Origin of the sequence: Halovenus aranensis, from assembly GCF_900100385.1 — an archaeon.
In the GTDB taxonomy this organism is placed as follows: domain Archaea; phylum Halobacteriota; class Halobacteria; order Halobacteriales; family Haloarculaceae; genus Halovenus; species Halovenus aranensis.
This window is the reverse complement of record NZ_FNFC01000004.1, coordinates 1-18,060: the sequence shown is the minus strand read 5'-3', so window position 1 is coordinate 18,060 and position 18,060 is coordinate 1. Positions and strand designations below refer to the sequence as shown.

17 protein-coding genes, 1 tRNA gene and 1 pseudogene are annotated in these 18,060 nt (G+C 62.3%); 14 read left to right on the top strand and 5 right to left on the bottom strand.

All coding sequences use genetic code 11. The annotated features are described in order from the left end of the window. The first annotated feature begins 28 nt into the window (after window positions 1-28). Entirely contained in the window at window positions 29-769 is a 741-nt protein-coding gene (locus tag BLR34_RS04895; RefSeq protein WP_092700038.1) for a sugar phosphate isomerase/epimerase family protein, read from the top strand. On the opposite strand, the gene BLR34_RS04890 is transcribed toward BLR34_RS04895, so the two are convergent. After that, complete coding sequence (locus tag BLR34_RS04890) at window positions 764-1,723, bottom strand: ornithine cyclodeaminase family protein (protein WP_092700036.1); 960 nt, start codon at window positions 1,721-1,723, stop codon at window positions 764-766. The genes BLR34_RS04895 and BLR34_RS04890 overlap by 6 nt on opposite strands. A gap of 82 nt (window positions 1,724-1,805) precedes the next feature. Between BLR34_RS04890 and BLR34_RS04885 the strand changes: the two genes are divergently transcribed. The 11 genes from BLR34_RS04885 to BLR34_RS04835 all read left to right on the top strand — a co-directional run bounded on the left by BLR34_RS04885 (window position 1,806) and on the right by BLR34_RS04835 (window position 13,361). Next, window positions 1,806-2,966, top strand: a complete 1,161-nt coding sequence (locus tag BLR34_RS04885; RefSeq protein ID WP_092700034.1) for an NAD(P)/FAD-dependent oxidoreductase — start codon at window positions 1,806-1,808, stop codon at window positions 2,964-2,966. A gap of 151 nt (window positions 2,967-3,117) precedes the next feature. Beyond that, window positions 3,118-5,466 carry a hydrogen gas-evolving membrane-bound hydrogenase subunit E gene (mbhE, locus tag BLR34_RS04880; RefSeq protein WP_092700032.1) on the top strand — a complete coding sequence of 783 codons (2,349 nt, stop codon included), beginning with the start codon at window positions 3,118-3,120 and terminating at the stop codon, window positions 5,464-5,466. Then, the gene (locus BLR34_RS04875) at window positions 5,463-5,924 is read left to right on the top strand and encodes an MnhB domain-containing protein (protein ID WP_092700030.1); all 462 of its coding nucleotides are present in this window, start codon (window positions 5,463-5,465) and stop codon (window positions 5,922-5,924) included. Before mbhE ends, BLR34_RS04875 begins: the two co-directional genes overlap by 4 nt. Next, the gene (locus BLR34_RS04870) at window positions 5,921-6,265 is read left to right on the top strand and encodes a sodium:proton antiporter (RefSeq protein WP_092700028.1); all 345 of its coding nucleotides are present in this window, start codon (window positions 5,921-5,923) and stop codon (window positions 6,263-6,265) included. The genes BLR34_RS04875 and BLR34_RS04870 overlap by 4 nt, the downstream gene beginning before the upstream one ends. After that, window positions 6,262-7,869: a complex I subunit 5 family protein gene (locus BLR34_RS04865; protein ID WP_092700026.1), complete on the top strand. Its 1,608-nt coding sequence runs from the start codon at window positions 6,262-6,264 to the stop codon at window positions 7,867-7,869. The genes BLR34_RS04870 and BLR34_RS04865 overlap by 4 nt, the downstream gene beginning before the upstream one ends. Next, the gene (locus BLR34_RS04860; RefSeq protein ID WP_092700024.1) at window positions 7,866-8,507 is read left to right on the top strand and encodes a Na+/H+ antiporter subunit E; all 642 of its coding nucleotides are present in this window, start codon (window positions 7,866-7,868) and stop codon (window positions 8,505-8,507) included. The genes BLR34_RS04865 and BLR34_RS04860 overlap by 4 nt, the downstream gene beginning before the upstream one ends. Then, on the top strand, window positions 8,500-8,793 hold the full coding sequence (locus tag BLR34_RS04855) for an MrpF/PhaF family protein (RefSeq protein ID WP_092700022.1): 294 nt from the start codon (window positions 8,500-8,502) through the stop codon (window positions 8,791-8,793). The genes BLR34_RS04860 and BLR34_RS04855 overlap by 8 nt, the downstream gene beginning before the upstream one ends. A 31-nt stretch (window positions 8,794-8,824) precedes the next feature. Next, complete coding sequence (gene mnhG / locus BLR34_RS04850; protein WP_092700020.1) at window positions 8,825-9,220, top strand: monovalent cation/H(+) antiporter subunit G; 396 nt, start codon at window positions 8,825-8,827, stop codon at window positions 9,218-9,220. Window positions 9,221-9,382: 162 nt separating this feature from the next. Next, a complete protein-coding gene (locus BLR34_RS04845) occupies window positions 9,383-9,946 on the top strand; it encodes a HalX domain-containing protein (RefSeq protein WP_092700018.1) in 564 nt (187 codons plus the stop codon). Between the two features lie 136 nt (window positions 9,947-10,082). Beyond that, on the top strand, window positions 10,083-11,753 hold the full coding sequence (locus tag BLR34_RS04840) for a hypothetical protein (protein ID WP_092700016.1): 1,671 nt from the start codon (window positions 10,083-10,085) through the stop codon (window positions 11,751-11,753). A gap of 72 nt (window positions 11,754-11,825) precedes the next feature. Next, on the top strand, window positions 11,826-13,361 hold the full coding sequence (locus tag BLR34_RS04835) for a lipopolysaccharide biosynthesis protein (protein ID WP_092700014.1): 1,536 nt from the start codon (window positions 11,826-11,828) through the stop codon (window positions 13,359-13,361). 5 nt (window positions 13,362-13,366) lie between these two features. On the opposite strand, the gene glmU is transcribed toward BLR34_RS04835, so the two are convergent. Further along, window positions 13,367-14,548: a bifunctional sugar-1-phosphate nucleotidylyltransferase/acetyltransferase gene (glmU, locus tag BLR34_RS04830; protein ID WP_092700012.1), complete on the bottom strand. Its 1,182-nt coding sequence runs from the start codon at window positions 14,546-14,548 to the stop codon at window positions 13,367-13,369. 207 nt (window positions 14,549-14,755) lie between these two features. On the opposite strand from glmU, the gene BLR34_RS04825 reads away from it, so the two are divergent. Together BLR34_RS04825 and BLR34_RS04820 are read left to right on the top strand one after the other, a co-directional pair. Beyond that, complete coding sequence (locus tag BLR34_RS04825; RefSeq protein ID WP_092700010.1) at window positions 14,756-15,406, top strand: DUF7119 family protein; 651 nt, start codon at window positions 14,756-14,758, stop codon at window positions 15,404-15,406. Window positions 15,407-15,440: 34 nt separating this feature from the next. Next, window positions 15,441-15,514, top strand: a tRNA-Lys gene (locus BLR34_RS04820). Window positions 15,515-15,564: 50 nt separating this feature from the next. Here BLR34_RS04820 and BLR34_RS04815 read toward each other — a convergent pair. The 3 genes and pseudogenes from BLR34_RS04815 to BLR34_RS16880 form a co-directional block, all read right to left on the bottom strand. Then, complete coding sequence (locus BLR34_RS04815; protein WP_092700008.1) at window positions 15,565-16,620, bottom strand: zinc-dependent alcohol dehydrogenase family protein; 1,056 nt, start codon at window positions 16,618-16,620, stop codon at window positions 15,565-15,567. Window positions 16,621-16,667: 47 nt separating this feature from the next. Continuing rightward, complete coding sequence (locus BLR34_RS04810; RefSeq protein WP_092700006.1) at window positions 16,668-17,363, bottom strand: endonuclease III domain-containing protein; 696 nt, start codon at window positions 17,361-17,363, stop codon at window positions 16,668-16,670. 135 nt (window positions 17,364-17,498) lie between these two features. After that, a pseudogene (locus BLR34_RS16880) lies at window positions 17,499-18,060 on the bottom strand (transcriptional regulator TbsP domain-containing protein); the annotation flags it as partial.

Genomic DNA, 18,060 nt, shown 5'->3' with positions numbered 1-18,060 from the left:
TTCTACACCACCTCACGAAGGCGTTCGTATGGAGCTTGGTGTGACCGTCGGCGGCGCGGTCGACCGTATCGAGGCAACAGGCGACTCGTTCGATTTCGTCGAGTTCGGCCTCGCTGAGTCGACGGGCGTCCCCGAGGAAACCGAGGCCGACCTGCGCAAGGCCTGCGAAAGCCACGACGTAGGGCTTGCAATCCACCTCCCGTTCAAGCAGGTCGTCGCGACAGCAGTCCCCGAACTCAACGAGGGTATCCTCGACTACCAGCGGCGACTGCTCTCGTGGGCTGGCGAGATGGGCGCGACCAAGGCGGTGCTTCACGCCACTGTTCGAAACCCGAGTGATACGGACCTGCGGCCGACATTTGCCGACCAGCTCTCGGCAATCGTCGAGGTTGGTCGCGAAGCCGGCGTCGAGGTGGTCGTCGAGAACGTCGGCCACCAGCGCCGCGGCCTGCCGCTGTCTGTCGTCGGCAATATCGCACACGAGGTCGACGCGCCAATCTGCTTCGACCTCGGCCACGCCTACATGGAGGGTGGCAACGACGCCGTCGACCGCTTCCTGGGCAATCACGCCGACCGCGTCTCACACCTCCACGTCCACGACGCCCGCGGCCGCGGCGACACCCACATGCCCCTCGGCGCGGGCGAAATCGACTACCACCTGCTCGGCGATTACCTCGGTGGGTTCGACGGAACGGTCGCAATCGAAGTGTTCACCGACGACGTTCCGTTGCTCGAAGACACCGCATGGCGGGTCCAGACGACCTTATAACGACAGTTCTGTCCCGCGTCCGGCGTCCCGGGCATCCTCGTAGACAGTCGTGCTGGCAGCGGCATCGAGCGTCGCGGAGCCGACGCTTGCGACGACAGTGACGCCGCTGTGGTCCTCTCGTCCCTCGGCGACGAGTTCGCCCAGCGGGACCAGTTCCGAGGCAGTGACGCCGGCAGCCAGCATGTCGCCGGTCTCTGCCACCTCCTCGGGCACGTCGGCAGCTATCTCGGTAGCGCGGTCGAGTACTGCCGGGTCGAGTTCCTGCATCTCCGGCGTGAACGCGCCGACGGCGACGACCAACGCGTCCTGTCCCAGCGACGACGCCGGGAAGACTGGCTCTGTCGCAGTCGTCGCGGTCACGACCGTATCGGCCCCCTCAACGGCCGCCGCCGGTGTGTCGACAGCCTCGGCCGGGAGACCCTCCTCGCGCAGGTCAGCGGCACACGCTTTACGGGAGTCACTCGGGGAATAGATACGGACCGAACCGAGAGGCGCGACTGTTGCGATAGCCCGTGACTGCCAGCGCGCCTGAGCACCTGCTCCGATGACGCCCAGTGTAGCTGTCTCCGGCGCGAGTTCGCGAACAGACAGCGCGCCGATACAGCCGGTCCGAGCGTTTGTGATTGTCGTGCCGCCCATGAACGCGACTGGGACGCCAGTTCGTGCACTCGTCAGAACAATCTGGGCGTGGATAGTCGGCATGCCGCGGTCGGCGTTTGCCTCGTGGACGCCGACGAGTTTCGTCGCGTACTGTTCGTCACCGTGGATGTACGCCGGCATCGCAATACCGGTTCCCGGCTCGGAGTCGAGGCCGGCACCCACCTCGAAGTGTGGTCGCTCGGGCCGTTCGACGCCGCCGTGTTCCTGTTTCACCAGTGCGTCGTCGACGACGTCGACGAGTGACCCTACGTCGAGCGTCGCCTCCACCTCGGCCTCGGTCAGTAACAACACCATACGGATTGCCCCGGGTGGCTCGGTCTTAGTTGTTTACCAGACGGGGTCGAGGTTTTATACCGTTCCGGAGAAATACGCCGTCATGGACGTCAGCGTCATCGGTGGCGGCATCGTCGGCCTCTCGGCTGCGTACAATCTCGCGACGCGAGGTGCGGATGTGACTCTCTTCGAGAAGGGCTCTCTCGGCGCAGGGAGTACCGCCAGAGCCGCGGGCGGCATCCGCGCGCAGTTCTCGACGCCTGTCAACGTCGAACTCTCGCTGGCGAGCAAATCCGTCTGGAACAGCTTCGAGGCCGACTTTGGCGTCGATATCGGACTCAGGAAGACCGGCTATCTCTTTCTCGCACGGAGTGAGGCGATTGCCGAGCGCTTCGAGGAGAACGTTCGGATGCAACAGCGCTGTGGCGCCGACAGCGAGTTCCTCACACCGGATGCAGCCACCGAGTACTGCCCGGGGCTCGACCCCGACCCGTTCGTCGGAGCCACCTACAACGCCGACGACGGCATCGCCGACCCGAACCTCGCCGTACAGGGGTACGCCGGTGCTGCGCGGGAGGCAGGCGTCGATATTCGGACCGGCACAGCGGTCACCGACCTGCAATGCGACGGCGAGCAGGTCACCGGCGTCTGCGTCGAGGACGACGGAGACACTGAGCGCCACGACAGCGAGTTCGTCGTCAACGCGGCGGGCGTCTGGGCCGGGCGGGTCGGCGCGATGGCGGGCGTCGACCTCCCGATTTCGCCCCGTCGGCGACAGATCGCAGTAGTCGACCCCTCGCAGGCTGTCGGGGAGTCGGTCCCGCTGACTATCGACCTCGAAACTGGGTCGTACTTCCGGCCCGAACGAGACGGTATCGCGCTCGTCGGCGGCCACTTCGACGGACCAGACCCACCACAGGACCCAGACCGCTTCGACGAGGACGTGGACATCGACTGGGCGGCCGAGGCCGTCGAGCGGGCGGCAGCCTACACCGAGTACTTCGGCCCGGAGACGCGTATCAGACGCGGCTGGGCGGGGCTTTACGCGGTGACACCGGACCACCACCCGATTATCGAGCAGAGCGCCCCCGGTCTCGTCACCGCGGCCGGCTTCTCGGGCCACGGCTTCCAGCACGCTCCCGCCACCGGGCAGGTAGTCGCAGAACTCGTCGTCGACGGCGAGCCGTCTCTGGTTGACGTGTCGATGCTCGATGACGACCGGTTCGAGCGCGGCGACGCGCTCACAGAACAGAACGTCGCCTGACCGTGCCGAGGCGAGGATGCAGGCGCTGTGACGGCCGGAAACGCCGAGACTGACCGCCAGAGTCGTTCGTGACGGCCAGACACCGATTTGAGAGGAGACAGCTAGCCAGTCTCCGGACCGCTTAAGGGAAGTCTCTGTCTGAGTCTATGTAATGGCCCCGGACATCTGGGTGTTGCTCGCTGCCATCGCATTTCCCTTTCTCGCCGCAGGTGTGACGCCGGGGATATACCGACTCGTCGGCGAGCGGGTCAGCTACGTCGGCGTAGCCGTCGCAGCCACCTCGTTCGGGCTCATTCTCACGCAGGCGGGGACACACGGCACCGTTTCGGTCTCGTGGATACCGTCGCTGGATATTGTGCTCCGCCTCCGAGTCGACGGGCTCGCGCTCCTGTTTTCGCTTCTGGCGAGCGGCATCGGCGTCCTGATTTTCGTCTACGCCAGCGGGTACATGCACGACAAGCCCGACCTGGGACGGTTCTATATGGCTCTGCTCGCGTTCATGGGCTCGATTCTCGGGGTCGCGTTCGCGGCCGACCTGGTCGTTCTCTTTCTGTTCTGGGAGCTAACGAGCGTTTGCTCGTTCGTTCTCATCGGGTACCACACGGACGAGGCCGCCTCGCGGTACTCGGCAAGGATGGCGATGGTGATTACTGTCGGTGGGGGACTCTGTCTGTTGCTTGGTGCTGTGTTGATTTCCCTGGGGGCCGGGCTGGCAGGTCAGGAGTCGTTCGACCTGGCGCAGGTGCTTACAAACAGTGAGACAGTCGCCGAGGAACTCCGAGCGAACGGGCTCTTCGTCCCGTCACTCGTACTCGTGACCGTCGCTGCGGCGGCGAAGTCGGCACAGGTACCACTCTCGTTTTGGCTGCCGCGTGCGATGGTCGCGCCGACGCCGGTGTCGGCGTTTCTCCACTCTGCAACGATGGTCAAGGTCGGCGTCTACGCCCTGGGTCGGCTCCGCCCGCTCTATCACGGCCCAGAGTGGACGCTCGTCGTCGCAACCCTCGGCGTGGTGACGATGCTCGTCGGTGCCCTCCTGGCTGTCATCTCGCGGGATATCAAGGAACTACTCGCGTACTCGACGGCGAGCCATCTCGGACTGATGGTCGCGGCCTTCGGGTTTCAGTCACATTACGGCGCGGAAGGCGGCGCCTTCCATCTGTTCAATCACGCCCTGTTCAAAGCGGGGCTGTTTCTCGTCGCCGGCATCCTCGCACATCAGGCCGGCACTCGGCACGTTGACGAACTGGGCGGGCTGTGGCGAGAACTGCCCGTGACTGCTGTTGTTGCCGTGGTCGCCTCATTGAGTATGGCAGGTCTGCCGCCGTTTGCGGGCTTTTACTCCAAGGAAATCATGTTCGAGGCCGCCTGGCACGCAGGAGAGACGAGCGGCGGGCTCGCGTGGCTGTACCCAGTGACTGCGGTGCTCGCGAGTGTCTTTACCGTGCTGTACTCGCTGCGTTTCCTGTGGCTCTTTCTCGGAGACAGGCCCGACGACCTCGACCCGGTGACGCGCGCGCCGGCATCGATGGCTGTTCCTGCCCTCGTTCTGGGTGTGGGAGTCGCGGTAGTCAGTGTCGCACCGGCGTACGCACTCGATTTCGTCGTCGAAGATGCGGCAACCGCCGCGGCCGTCGAGAGCGTCGACGTTCACGCTGGCCTGCCGACTGAGCTTTCTCCGCCGGTCGCGATGAGCGGCGTGACAATCGCGCTCGGTCTCGCATCGTTCCCGTTCTATGACGATATCCGACGTCGCCTCGATACCATCTACACGCTGAGTCATCGAGTGCATCCGAACGTCGTCTACGACAACGTGTTGGCGCTGGCCGGGCGACTGAGTAACGGTCTAGACAGGACCGTCCACAACGGCCTGATTCGGACCTACGTCTGGTGGGTGTTGCTGTCGGCCTGTTCGCTCACGGTTGCCGGTTACGCTGTGGCGGTCGGCGGACTGCCGTCGCTTTCGGGGGCAAGCACGCCGCTGTCGATACTGCTCGTTCTCGGCGTAGCGATAGTCGCAGCAGTCGCCGTGACGACCACAGAGAGCCACGTGACCGGCGTGCTGACACTTGGCATTCTGGGGTTCATGGTGGCGATATTCTACATTCTGTCGAGTGGGGCCGACCTGGCGCTCACACAGCTCGTCGTCGAGACGCTCCTGTTGTTGATTTTCCTGCTCGTCCTCGAAAAGATGCCTGCGTTCTACAGCGACACAGATTGGGGACGCGTTGCCCGGGACGGGGTGTTGGCGGCAGTTGTCGGGGCGACGGCGACGCTGTCGGTCCTTTACACTGCACGAGACGAGAGCGACGGACTCACCGAGACTGCCCAGTACTACATCGACCATGCTGTCGAGGGCGGCGGCGGCACGAACGTCGTCAACGTCATTCTTACCGACTTCCGGGCGTTCGACACACTCGGCGAGTCCATCGTTATCGTTATTGCCGCGCTGTCTGTGCTGGTCCTGTTGACGATGCGTGACTGGGGTGAGACGGGATGACGACGGTCATCATGCGGACGACGGCCAGGATTGTCGTCCCGATTGTCCTCGTCGTCGCGTTCTCGCTGTTCTTGCAGGGACACAACCTGCCTGGCGGTGGCTTCATCGGTGGCGTCTTGACCGTCGCCGCGTTCGCGCTGGTGTATGTGGCGTACAACCTGGATTATCTCGAATCCGGTGTCCTCGGTCGGGAGGTCGAACGAGAGGCGAGTATCGGCCAACACCGGAGCGTGGCCGCTTACAGGCGGCTGTTCATGCTCGGGTTGGTCGTCATCCTACTAAGTGCGTTCGCCGGTGTTGTCTTCGGCCAGCCGGTGCTCTCACAGTCGTTCGTCCACCTCCATCTGCCCTTGTTCGGGGATATAGAGCTTGCGAGTGCGCTCGTGTTCGACATCGGCATCTTCTGTGTCGTCGTCGGCGGCCTCCTGACCGTGTTCTCGGTGGTGAGTGCAGAGTGACGCTTGCACTCGCGGTGACGATTGGCGCGCTGTTTGCCTTCGGGACCTTTCTGTTGCTCCGGGACGACCTGGTGAAAGTCGTCTGGGGGCTGGCGATTTTCTCGCAGGCCGCGAACGTCTATCTCGTCACGATGGGCGGCGTCGTCGAGGGGACAACCGACTCTGTGCCGGTACTCGCCGACCATCACGAGCCGTTCCCGGCGACGACTGACCCGGTGGTTCAGGCGCTGGTGTTGACGGCAATCGTCATCAGCTTCGGGATGACAGCCTTCGCGCTCGCGCTGTCGTATCGCGCCTACGAGGAAAACGAGACGATGAACGTCACGGAGTGGGACCGATGACCGAACTGCCCGCAATCGCGCCGGTGCTCGTTGCCCTGAGTACGGGCATTTTCACACTGCTTGCCAGAAGCTGGCCACGCCTACAGCGAGTGGTCGTCGTCGCCGGCACCCTCGGCTATGCCGGGGTGGTTGGCGCGCTTAGCTGGGATGTCGTGTTCGCAAGCGACGGGGCACGAATTGTCTACCAGGTCGGCGGCTGGCGCGCTCCATTCGGCATCACGCTCGTCGCAGACGGCCTCTCGGTGTTCATGCTCGCCATGACGGCGGTGGTCGCAGTGTACGCCGCTGTCTTCTCGGTGCGTTTTATCGACGAACACAACCAGCAGGTCTACTACTACCCCTTGTTCCAGTTCCTCTTGCTCGGAGCGACCGGTGCCTTCCTGACCGGCGACCTGTTCAACCTCTTCGTCTGGTTCGAGGTCATGCTGATGACGAGCTACGTCTTCGTCGCCTTCTACGGAAACGCAATACACACCGCGTCTGCGATGCGATATCTCGTCCTCAACATCGTCGGCAGTGCGCTGATGTTACTCGGCGTCGGTGGTCTGTATGCGACGACTGGCACGCTCAACATGGCGGACATGGCACGGATGCTCGCGGCCGGCGGCGTAGCGATGCGTCCCGTGGTCGGCGTGTCTGCGCTCGTGTTCGTCACCTTCGCGCTGAAAGCCGGGCTGGTCCCCTTCCAGTTCTGGGTCCCGGGCGCATATCGCGCGGCTCCGCTGCCGGTCGTCGCGATGTTCGTCGGCGTGACGAAAAAGGTCGGCATCTACGCGATAATCCGCCTCTATTTCACTGTCTTCGGGACGGCGAGTGTCCCGACAGATGTGCCGGGTGTCGCCGGTGACACGCCGCTTGCCTTCCTCGCACCGGTCTTGCTCGTGATGGCAGTGGCGAGTATCGTCGTCGGTGGATTCGGCGCACTCGGGCGGGACTCGCTCGAAGGGCTATTCGCGTACTCCAGTATCGGGCAAATCGGATTTATTGCCGTCCCAATCGGAATCGCGGCGGCGACGGCCTCGGAAACCCTTCGCAAGACTGGGCTGCTTGCGGGGCTGATTTTCGCGCTGCATCACGCGCTCACGAAGGGATTGCTCTTCCTTGCGACCGGTGTTATCCGGGATACGGCGGGCACGACACAGCTCTCCGAACTCGGCGGTCTCGGGGAGCGCTCGCCCGGGTTCGCATCGGTGTTCCTAGTCGGCAGTCTCTCGCTGGTCGGAATTCCGCCGCTCGCGGGCTTTTTCGGGAAGTTCCTCGTCTTCGACACCGCAGGACGGCAGTTCGCCACCCAGACCGCGGGCGGATTCTGGGCTGTCACAGGTGCCAGTTGTCTTCTTGCGGTCCTACTCGTCGGCGCGCTATTGACGATACTGTACTCGACGCGCGCCTGGATGGGTGCCGTGTGGGGCGACCAGACAGAGCCGGTCCAGACGAGCACCGTCGACGCCGGGGAAGTGGCGATACTGGCGACGCTCTCGGTGATAGTGGTTGCGGTCGGCGTAGGATTCGAACCGGTCTATGAGTTCGCGGAAGCGGCCGCCGAAAGCGCACTGGACACCGACGGTTACGTCGACGCCGTCCTTGGGGGTGCAGACGAATGAAAATCAGACGGTGGCTCGCGGCCGGCCTGCTCTTTGCGGGCGTGTGGGTCTTCGTCGAGGGACCGGCTCTCCGTCCCAGGTCTGTACTCGCGACGTTTATTATCGGCCTCGCTGTTGGCCTTCCGCTTGCGTACGTGTTTCGTCGGCTCTACTCCGAGACCGTCAAAGTCGGTGGCATCCTGATTGCGCTTCCGTACAGCCTCCTCTATATCAGCTACTTCCTCAAAGAGGTCGTGATAGCGAACATAGACGTGGCCTACCGGGTGCTTGCGCCGAATATGCCACTACGGCCCCAGGTGATTCTGGTCCCGCTGCGTGTCGAAACCGAAGTCGGTATCACGACTATCTCGAACAGTATTACTATAACGCCTGGGACGATAACGCTCGACCACGACCCCGAAGAAAACGCGCTCTACGTCCACGCAATCGACGGCAGACATCCGGAGGAAATCGTGGAACCGATACGACAGTGGGAGGACTACGCGCTTGTCATCTTCGACGAGGAGGCAGCGCCGTCCGAGCCTGCACCCGAGATTACCGTCCATCCGCCGGGCCACCCGCCCGAGCCAAAGACTGTTCCGGAGGGTGGCCTCACCGAAATCGACAGAGACGACCAGGGGGAGGACACCGATGACTGACCAGACTGTCACACTCGTCGTCGATGGCGCGCTCGTCCTTGTCGCCGGATTGTGTCTCCTCTGTGGCTACAGGGTGATTCGTGGCCCGACAGTCCCCGACCGCGTGGTCGGGCTGGACACGATTGCCACGAACGTCATCGCCATCGCGATGCTGTTCGCGCTCAAAACAGACAGGGGACTGTTCGTCTCGTCGGCCATCGTCCTCGCGATTATCGGGTTCCTCTCGACGGTTACCGTCGCAAAATACATCACCGAAGGCGATATCATCACACGGAGACAACAGTGACAGAACAACTGCCCAACGGAGGGAGGCATCCATGAGTGTCGTCGAGACCGCGCGCCAGCTGACGATACTCGGTCTGGTGGTCGTGGGCTGTTTCTTCCTGACCGTGGGGACGATTGGTCTGTTGCGTCTCCCGAACGTCTACAACCGGATGCACGCCACCAGCAAGCCGACGACGCTCGGTACCGCCGCCATGTTCCTCGCCGGTTTCGTGCAGTTTGGGCCCGGCGGGGCCGGACTCACGTCGCTCGTCGGTATCGTGTTTCTGTTTTTAACAGTCCCGACGGGAGCGCACATGATTGCGCGGGCTGCACAGCGGGTCGGTGTTCCCTTTCTCGAAGGAGTTACCTGGCCCACCGAGGACGGGGGAGAAAGCGGGCAGACGACTGGCGACGTCACCAACTCTGACGAGAGTGACGACTCCGTGTGAGCCCTAAGTGCGGACGGATTCGGGCACGCGGCGCCCGCCACAGCCGACCGCGGATACGGACAGCTGGTCGGGAACGGCAGATTTGGTTCACGTATTATGCTGGCCGTACGCAAGGCTTAACTTTTGTCCAGAAGTCCATATTATACGGGAGAATTTCCAGAGATGCCACCGTCGCCTGAAGATACGACTGTCATGGTTGTCGACGACGAGAGCGATGTCGCCGATGCGTACGCTGTCCAGTTGGAGTTAGACTACGAGACACGGACAGCTTACGGTGGCGAGGCCGCGCTCGAGAAAATCGACGACGATGTGGACGTGGTGTTGTTAGACAGACGGATGCCGGACCTCTCCGGTGACGAGGTACTGGCAGAAATCCGGGACCGCGGCATAGACTGTTCTGTCGTGATGGTCACCGCCGTCGACCCCGACTTCGACATCGTCGAGATGCCGTTCGACGATTACATCTGTAAACCCGCCGACAGGGATACGCTCACAGGAGCTATCGAGAAACAGCTCTCTGTCTCTGAGTACGACAGCCAAGTCCAAGAATACATGGAGGTATCGTCGAAACTCGAGTTACTCAGAGCTGAGAAAACTGCCGGTGAACTCGAAGACAACGAAGACGTTGCAGAACTCGAGGGGCGTGTCGAGAATCTAGAAGCAAACCTCGACGATGTCGTCGCAGAGTTCGACGACCCTGCACGCGCGTTTCGCGACCTCGTCTGACCGGTCCGACCCGCCGTGTCACGGCCACGTGTTTCTAATCAGATGTTTTGAATCGAGTAGCTACAGTTAAATATACCCGGAGAAAAGCTTGGCTCGAACATCTTTATCATGTCACGCAATTGGAGGTGTCCCTGAGATGGCCGCATCGTTACGCAGTCACCTGCTCAAACGAGGCGTCGGGTTCGTCATCGTTCTCGTTGTCGTGTATCTATTGCGCCCGCTCTTTCATCCAATCTTCTATGACATGCTCAACTCACCGGGCGCGCTGATATTCTGGACACTGACGCTGCTTGCAGGGACTGTCCTCTGGTTCATGCCGCCGCTCGATACGGACACGTCGAGGGCTGCCGCGGCCGTTTCCGCGCTGTTCGAGGAGTCAGACAGCGGCGAGATAAACTCTTCGGTGGTGGTCAAGCTCTCGGTTATCGGAGGGGTTGTGATTGTTGCGCTCGTCCTGGCAGGCCTGTACTCGGTGCCGGCGAATGCAGTTGAGGAACGGACGTTGGCACAACAGACAATGGCCGACGGGGAACCGGTCGATACCTTCCCCGAGATGAACGCCGATAACGCGCGTATCGTCCCTCGGCCTGTCGCTGACGTGCAGACTCGTGGCTCGGTCTCCTACCGGCAGTATCGGCTCGGTACAAGCGATATTGCCCGGACCGAAGACGGTCGGCTAGCCTGGTCGTATCCGATACAGCCCGACGGCTTTCGCAACATGCTGCTCGAGAACCAGCAGGGGGTCTTGCTGTCTGATATGACCAGTATGGATGATCAAGAGATACAGGCCTTCGACGAGACGCCGTTCGCCATCGGTGAAGGTATGTTGCTACACCGGGGGTCGTCGTGGAACCTGCGTAAATCTGACTTCTGGGCGCAGTACAGGGACGATGCAATCGAGTTCGTCCACGACGGGAAGCCTTACATGGCCTACCCGAAGACGGGCCACGAGTGGCATCTGACGCCGATTCCGCACACGACACCAACATGGGAAGGTGTCGCACTGGTCCATCCAGACGGGACAATCGAACAACTCAGCCCCGAGGAAGCCCGAGACAGTGAGATTCTCGAAGGACAGCGACTCTATCCACTGTACAACACCGAACGGAGAATGGAATCACTCGGCTATCGCGAGGGAATTATCAATCAGATGAGTACTATTGGCTCTCACGAGAACGAGGTCGAAGTGGCAAACCTTCCGTCGGGAGCGGGCAACGAACAGCCGTTCGTCATCGACCTCGAGGGCGAGCGGATGTCGTATGTGACTGCGATGGAGCCCTACGGGGCGGACACCCGCGGTCTGGACGAGGTCTGGTTTATCGACTCCAGAACCGGCAAACCGACGTACTTCGAGAGCAAAAATCGGACCTTAACCGGGCCAGAGCGAGCGATGGGAATCGTCAGGAGCCAAGACTCTCAGACCGGGTGGGGAGACAACTTCGTCGTCATCGAGCCAATCCCGGTGTTCGTCGATGGACAACTCTGGTGGCACTCGAAGGTAGTCCCGGTAGACAGTACCGACATCACACGGCACGTCTTCGTGAACTCGGCAAACAAAGAGGCGGTATCACTCACTTCGACAGCCGAGGTGAAGCAGTTCCTCCGCGGCGAGGAGCCAAACGGGAGCGAAGACATCGATACAGAGCCAGCTCCTGACGACGACACTGTCGAGTACTACATTGTCATCGAGGACGAGGACGGGACAGTAATTCAGCGAATACCAATCAAGCCGGGTGACAACCCATCGATAAAATACGTCCCGGCGGAGGAAGCCACGGCGCGAAACGAGAGTCAGTCGGGCCGTTAGACCACTCGAATAGGACTGCTGTATAATCGAGCTTTTTAAGACTGGGACAGCGTTCGGGACCGACTACGTGTTGTGACCGAGGAGTCTCCCAGCGAGTTAGACGACGACGAGCGCGAAGCACTCGTTACACTGGCTCACGGGGCTGTCGTGACCGCGGGCGGTGTCTCCACACAGCGGGCGCTCTCGACAGCGGCCGAGTTCGTCCTCGCGAGAGGACTCGGACCGGTTTCCTACGGCATCTATGCACTGGCCTGGCGGATTACCCAGGTGTTGATGCGGATGGTTACCTTCGGGAGCGTGCCGGCGCTACAGCGATTTCTGCCGGAGTCGGGCGACGACGACACGCGTCAGTCCGCGCTCGTCGCCTTGGGGTATGCGACAACCGTCGGTTTCGGGCTTGTACTCTGTCTCGTCGTCTGGGTGGCTGCACCGACTATTAACGATATAACTGTCGAGAGCGCGACCTTTCTGCCCGCGATGCGGTTGTTCGGTGGGTTAATCGGCCTGCTGGGGGTTTTGATGGTTGCAGCAGGCGTGTTCCGTGCCACGGGGTCGGCCCGCGGCGAGGTGGTCATAAACAAACTCCTCAGGCCGGGGGTTCGACTCGTCGGTGGTGGAATCGCTCTCCTCTGTGGCTACTCGGTGGTCGGTGTTGCCGGGGCGATTCTGGTCTGTGCCCTGTTGTTCGTGGTCGTGGCGCTCCCTCTGTCGGTCAGAGCGACTGGTATCGTTCCACGGGCCCGTGGCGTTCGCTCCGAGATTCGTGGCTTCTACAACCACGCTGGTCCGGTTGCGTTGAGTAGTCTCGGCAAAGTGTTCCAGAACCGACTCGACCTGCTGTTGGTCGGTGGACTGCTCACAGCCGTTGCGGCCGGCGTCTACAACGTCGTGCTCGTTCTCGTCTCTGTGGCCTGGATTCCGTTGCTCTCGTTCAATCAGTTGCTCCCGCCGATCGCTTCGAATTTGTACGCGGCAGACGAGATGCAGACACTCAACGCGGTCTATACCGCCGCTACGCGTCTGATTGTCATAACGGTCCTACCCGTGATTGCGGTCCTCGGGGTCTACGGTGAGGCGTTGCTCGCCGTCTTCGGGTCGACGTACACCCAAGGGTATCTGCCGCTTGTCGTCTATCTCGCCGGCGTGTTCGTGGGGAGTGCTGTCGGTGCGACCGGCTGGCTCCTGATGATGACAGACCACCAGTACGCCCGGATGGCACTCGACTGGCTGCTTGCCGTACTCAATCTGGTGTTGACCTACACGTTCGTCGTGACGTTCGGTCTGGCCGGCGCAGCGCTTGGCACGTCGCTTGCTATCGCCGTCCAGAACGGGATTCAAGTACTGTTACTCAGGCGTTTCGAAGGGCTGTGGCCGTATGACCGGACCTTCCTCAAGCCCCTTGCAGCAGGCGTCGTGATGGTCGCGGTGATGCTTGTGGTTCGCGTGTTCCTGCATGGGCTGGGGGCACTCGGACTCGGGACCGTCCTGGGTCTCGGCGGGTATCTGTTGACTTTCCGTCTCCTCGGTCTCGACGAACGTGACCGTCTCATCGTGGGTGAACTCTCACAGCGGTATCGGGGGCGTCTGGACGGCGTGTTCGGCCGATAGAGCAGCTATCTGTCCCGCAGAACAGTCTCACCTGGTGTCGTTGTCGCGCCAGCAGCGAGTTTCACGCCCGCATTCAGCGTGGTGTTGATGGCCGTTTTGGCGTTGTCACCGGCGACGACACCGAACTTTCGGCGCTCTGTCGAGACCCGGTCGCCTTTGACGGTCATCTCGACAGGTTCGTCGTCGTGGCGGAGGTTGGCGACGTTCGTCCCGGCTCCGAAGTTAACATGTCTGCCGAGGACGCTGTCGCCGACATACGAGAGGTGTGGAACGTGAGCTCCCGTCATCAACACGCTGTTTTTGACCTCGACGCCGTGGCCGACTTTGGTGTCCGGGCCGAGCAGTGTCCGTCCGCGAACGTAGGCGTTCGGACCAACGGTAGCGCCCTCTCGGAGGAGTGCAGGCCCTTCGATGACGACACCAGATTCGACGGTTGCGCCCTCCTCGACGACGACCGGGCCGCGAATTTCGGCGGACGCAGCAACGTCGCCCCGAACCGAACGGTCCAGTTCGTCGAGTTTCCACTCGTTTGCTTCGAGCAACTCCCAGGGACGACCGACGTCGAGCCACTGGCCGAGTTCGACCGGCGTGACAGACGCCGCTTCGATGGTTCGGGCGACCACATCGGTCAGTTCGTACTCACCACGCTCGGACTCCTCGACATTGAGGGACTCCGCGGCGTCGGGGGGAAAGACGTACGCCCCCGCGTTGGCGAGGTTCGACGGTGGGTCAGACGGCTTTTCGACGATGTCGGTGACGCGACCGTCCTCGGTCGAAAGCACGCCGTAGCTGGTGGGGTCGTCGACACGGATTGCCCCAATCGACGGGCCGGCCTCGAAGAGCGCCTCGATGTCGGCAGGTTCGTAGAGATTGTCGCCGTTAAGCACCGCAAACGGTCCCGAAAGGTTGGGCTGGGCTGCCCTGACAGCGTCGGCGGTTCCGCGCTGGTGTTCCTGCTCCGTGAAGGTCACGGGAACGCCGCGGTACTCGGCGCCGAAGAACTCCCGTACGTCCTCGGCTTCGTAACCGACGACGACGATGAGTTCGGACGCACCAGCATCGACGGCCGCATCTGCCGTATGTCCCACCAGAGGACAGTCAGCCACCGGTAACATCGGTTTCGCGACCGACTCCGTGAGCGGGCGCATTCGCGTGCCCTGCCCTGCCGCAAGGATTACTGTCTGCATGCCACGCCCATCACCGTCCTCCGACTAAGTAGTACTGACATCCACCCGGCGACAGCGGTGCGAGGGTGACATGGCTGGGTCATTCGTGATAGCAGTCCAATACAGCACACCTACCGGTCATTGGCCTCCGATGGCGTGATGTCGCAACTCCCGTCAACATTCGCGAAAGGACCGGCGCTTTTGCGGCTGGCCTACGTAGTCCGTTTCATGTCCGACGAGCAACGCAGCGGGGAGGTTCCGACCGACCGAAACTCGCCGGTCGGCGACCCCGTTGTCCGGGGCGAGGTGACCGACGGGGAACAGCCGGTCCAGTTCGACCCGGACGACCAGGAGAGTCTCGACGCCGCCGCCGAACTCGTCGGCTCCTTCGCCGACACGGACCCCGACGATGCGACGCATCTCTCGATGCTGCGTGGCGCGGCCGCCTGTGCCGTTCTGGTGCGTGGAATGGGCTCGTACAGGGCGGCGGCAGAGCGCGCAGGGGAGGACGTGACTGTTTCCTTCATCAGGACGTGGGCGCGGGTGCACGACCTCCCACAGGCTGTGCGACGACACGTCGCCACTGGTGATATTGCTCCATCGACGGCGAAACACATCGCCAGGTTGCAGGGTACGCCCCGATTACACCTCGCCTGGGCGGTGATAGACCACGACCTGTCGGTCCGGGAGGTGCGGGATGTGGTCGGCGACGTACACGACGGCAACTCGCTCGATGCGGCGCTTGAACAGCGGGGGTACACGCTCGGCGAGATGACGGTCACACTGCCAAACAGAACGTACTGTCTGTTGCGACAGGAGGCCTCACGGAACGGACAGACGCCCGGTGACACAATCGCCGAGTTGTTCCGGAAATCGTAAGGTCTTAATCGCTGACCCCCTGACGAAAGGGTGAGGGCCGGTAGCTCAGTTTGGCAGAGCGTCTGGCTTTTAACCAGATGGCCGCGTGTTCAAATCGCGCCCGGCCCGTTTTTCACTCGAATATCCACAAAAGCGACGCGCTAACTTTATCGGCTACGTTACTCCGAGTGGCCGTCGATTCTGACGAGCACTTTGATGGCCTCTCGCTCGTCCATCGCACGATACCCCTCTGGGACACCGGCTAGGTCGACTGTCTTCGTGAATATCGGCGAGGGGTCGAGTGTGCCACCCAGAACGTCTGCGAGTAGCTCCTCTGCGTATGCACGGACGGGTGCAACCCCTCCCTGAAGCGTGATGTTGTCGCTGAACAGCGAGAACACGTCGAGTCCCGCCTCGTCGACACCGTGTGGGACGCCGACGTAGCCGACGGTGCCGCCGGGTCGGCAGAGTTCGATTGCCATCTCCATCGCCGACGCGGCGCCGACACATTCCATAACGTGGTCGACACCCCCGTCTGTCAGCTCTCGCACCCGGTCGAGAGCCGCGTCCCCGCGCTCGCTGACCGTCGCAGTCGCGCCGAACTCTGTGGCGATAGCGAGCCGGTCGTCGTGATGGCCGACCGCGACGATTCGTCTGGCCCCCAGTCGCCGCGCCGCGAGAACCCCACAGAGACCGACCGCACCGTCACCGATTACGACACAGGAGTCACCCGGGCCGACGCCGGCGCTGACAGCCGCGTGATGGCCTGTTCCCATCACGTCGGTCAGTGGGAGGATAGACCGAAGGGTGTCCTCGTCGTCGGCGTACCGGTCGGGAACGCGGACAAGCGTGCCGTCTGCCTCGGGGACGCGGACGTGCTCGCCCTGTGCGCCGCCGTTGTCGCCACCCCAGGAATCGCCGTTGGCACACGAGGTATGGAGGCCTCGCCGGCAGAACTCACACCTGCCACAGCTAATCACGAACGGCGCGAACACGCGGTCGCCTGGCTCGACACTGGTGACTTGTTCGCCGGTCTCCTCGACGATACCCATCGGCTCGTGGCCGACTCTCGACCCCGTCTCTCGGTCGCTATCTCCGCGATAAAACCAGAGGTCAGAGCCACAGACTGCGGTGTGTGTGACTCGGATAATCGCGCCGGTAGGCGTCTCCAAGGTCGGTTTCGGCACCTCTTCGATGGCGATGTCGCCGGGTCCGCCGTAGATTGCTGCGCGCATACCTCTCTGTTGGGCCCCTCTCTCAAAATGGTTCGTGACTGCCGTGTTCAACAGGTCTCGCAGCTACAGTACCGCTCGCACACCGGATTCTCACAGTCCGGGTTTCGGGCCGTGCAGTACGTTCGACCGTGACGGATGAGGAGAACGTGCAGCGGATAGGTCAGTTCGTCGGGAATCTGCTCCCCGAGCACGTCGTGTGCACGCTGGTTGGTGGCGCTGTCGGGAACGAGCCCGAACCGTTTCGAGACACGCTCGACGTGGGTGTCGACTGCCATCGTCGGCTTCCCGAAATGGAAGTTCAACACGACGCTTGCCGTCTTCGGTCCGACGCCTTTGATGTCGGTGAGCCAGCGTTTGGCCTCGTCTGTCGCCATCGCATCGAGGAAGGCAAGCGAGTACGCCCCGCCTGTCTCTTCGCGAATCGCTTCGAGCGAGCGCTGGATGCGCGCAGATTTCTGGTCGGGTAAGCCGGCAACGCGAATCGTCTCGGCAAGTTCGTCCTGGTCTGTGGCCTCGATGTCGGCGTACGTTTCGTAGGTCTCGAACAGACTCTCTGCGGCTCGCCGGGTGTTCTCGTCGGCCACATTCTGTGAAAGAATTGTTGTCAAGAGCTGGCGGACCCCTGCGCCGGGTTCTGCCTCGGGGTCGGCTCCGTGTGCTTCCTCGCGGTCGACTGGCTCGTACAGCGAGACGAGGTCGTCGTGTAGCTGGCGGACACGCTGTTTTGTCCATTCCTGCTTCATATCGGGGGTGAGGACTGGAGCCGTTTCAACCCGACGAGAGCGAGAACAACACCGTGACACGTGTCCGGTTCTATTGCCTGCGACCGCTGTCCATCGTGTCACCGTCCCGAACACGACCCAGCCAGCGATGACACCTCAGGTGGACGAGACCATCGCCATGGAAATCACGTCCGCAGGTGTCAGCGCAGAGCCGTCCGAATCACCGAGTCTGAGTCGCTGTGGTGGGCGGCCAACACCGTTGGATTCGGCCTCGGTCTGGATGTAGCCCTCCTCTTCGAGTTGCAGTTTGAACTTCGAGACTGTGCCCTGGGTTGCAAGCGTCGTCGTCTCCATCCACTCGAAGACGTCCGCTAACAACAGGTTGTGCTTCGCACCGAGAAGGACAGCGACCGGGACCGGTCGCGGTTGCTCGTCGGCAGGCAACGCCGCCATCTGTTCGATGACCGCCTCGAAGTCGGCCTCGACAGACTCGCCGACACACTGCCCGGTCAGCGTAAGCAACTGCGAGTATGGCGGCACGTCTACCGAGTACGGAAGGGCAGCCTCCCACCGCGCTGTGAGGTCCGTATCGAGCGCTGTCGTCACCGTCTCGTCGTCGGTTTCGAAACAGAGTAGCCGGTCGTCTGTGGTCGGTATCAGTGCCCGCAGCGTGGTAGCGTCCTGTGCGAGGGTCTCGGTGTGGTCGCCCGCCTGAGCG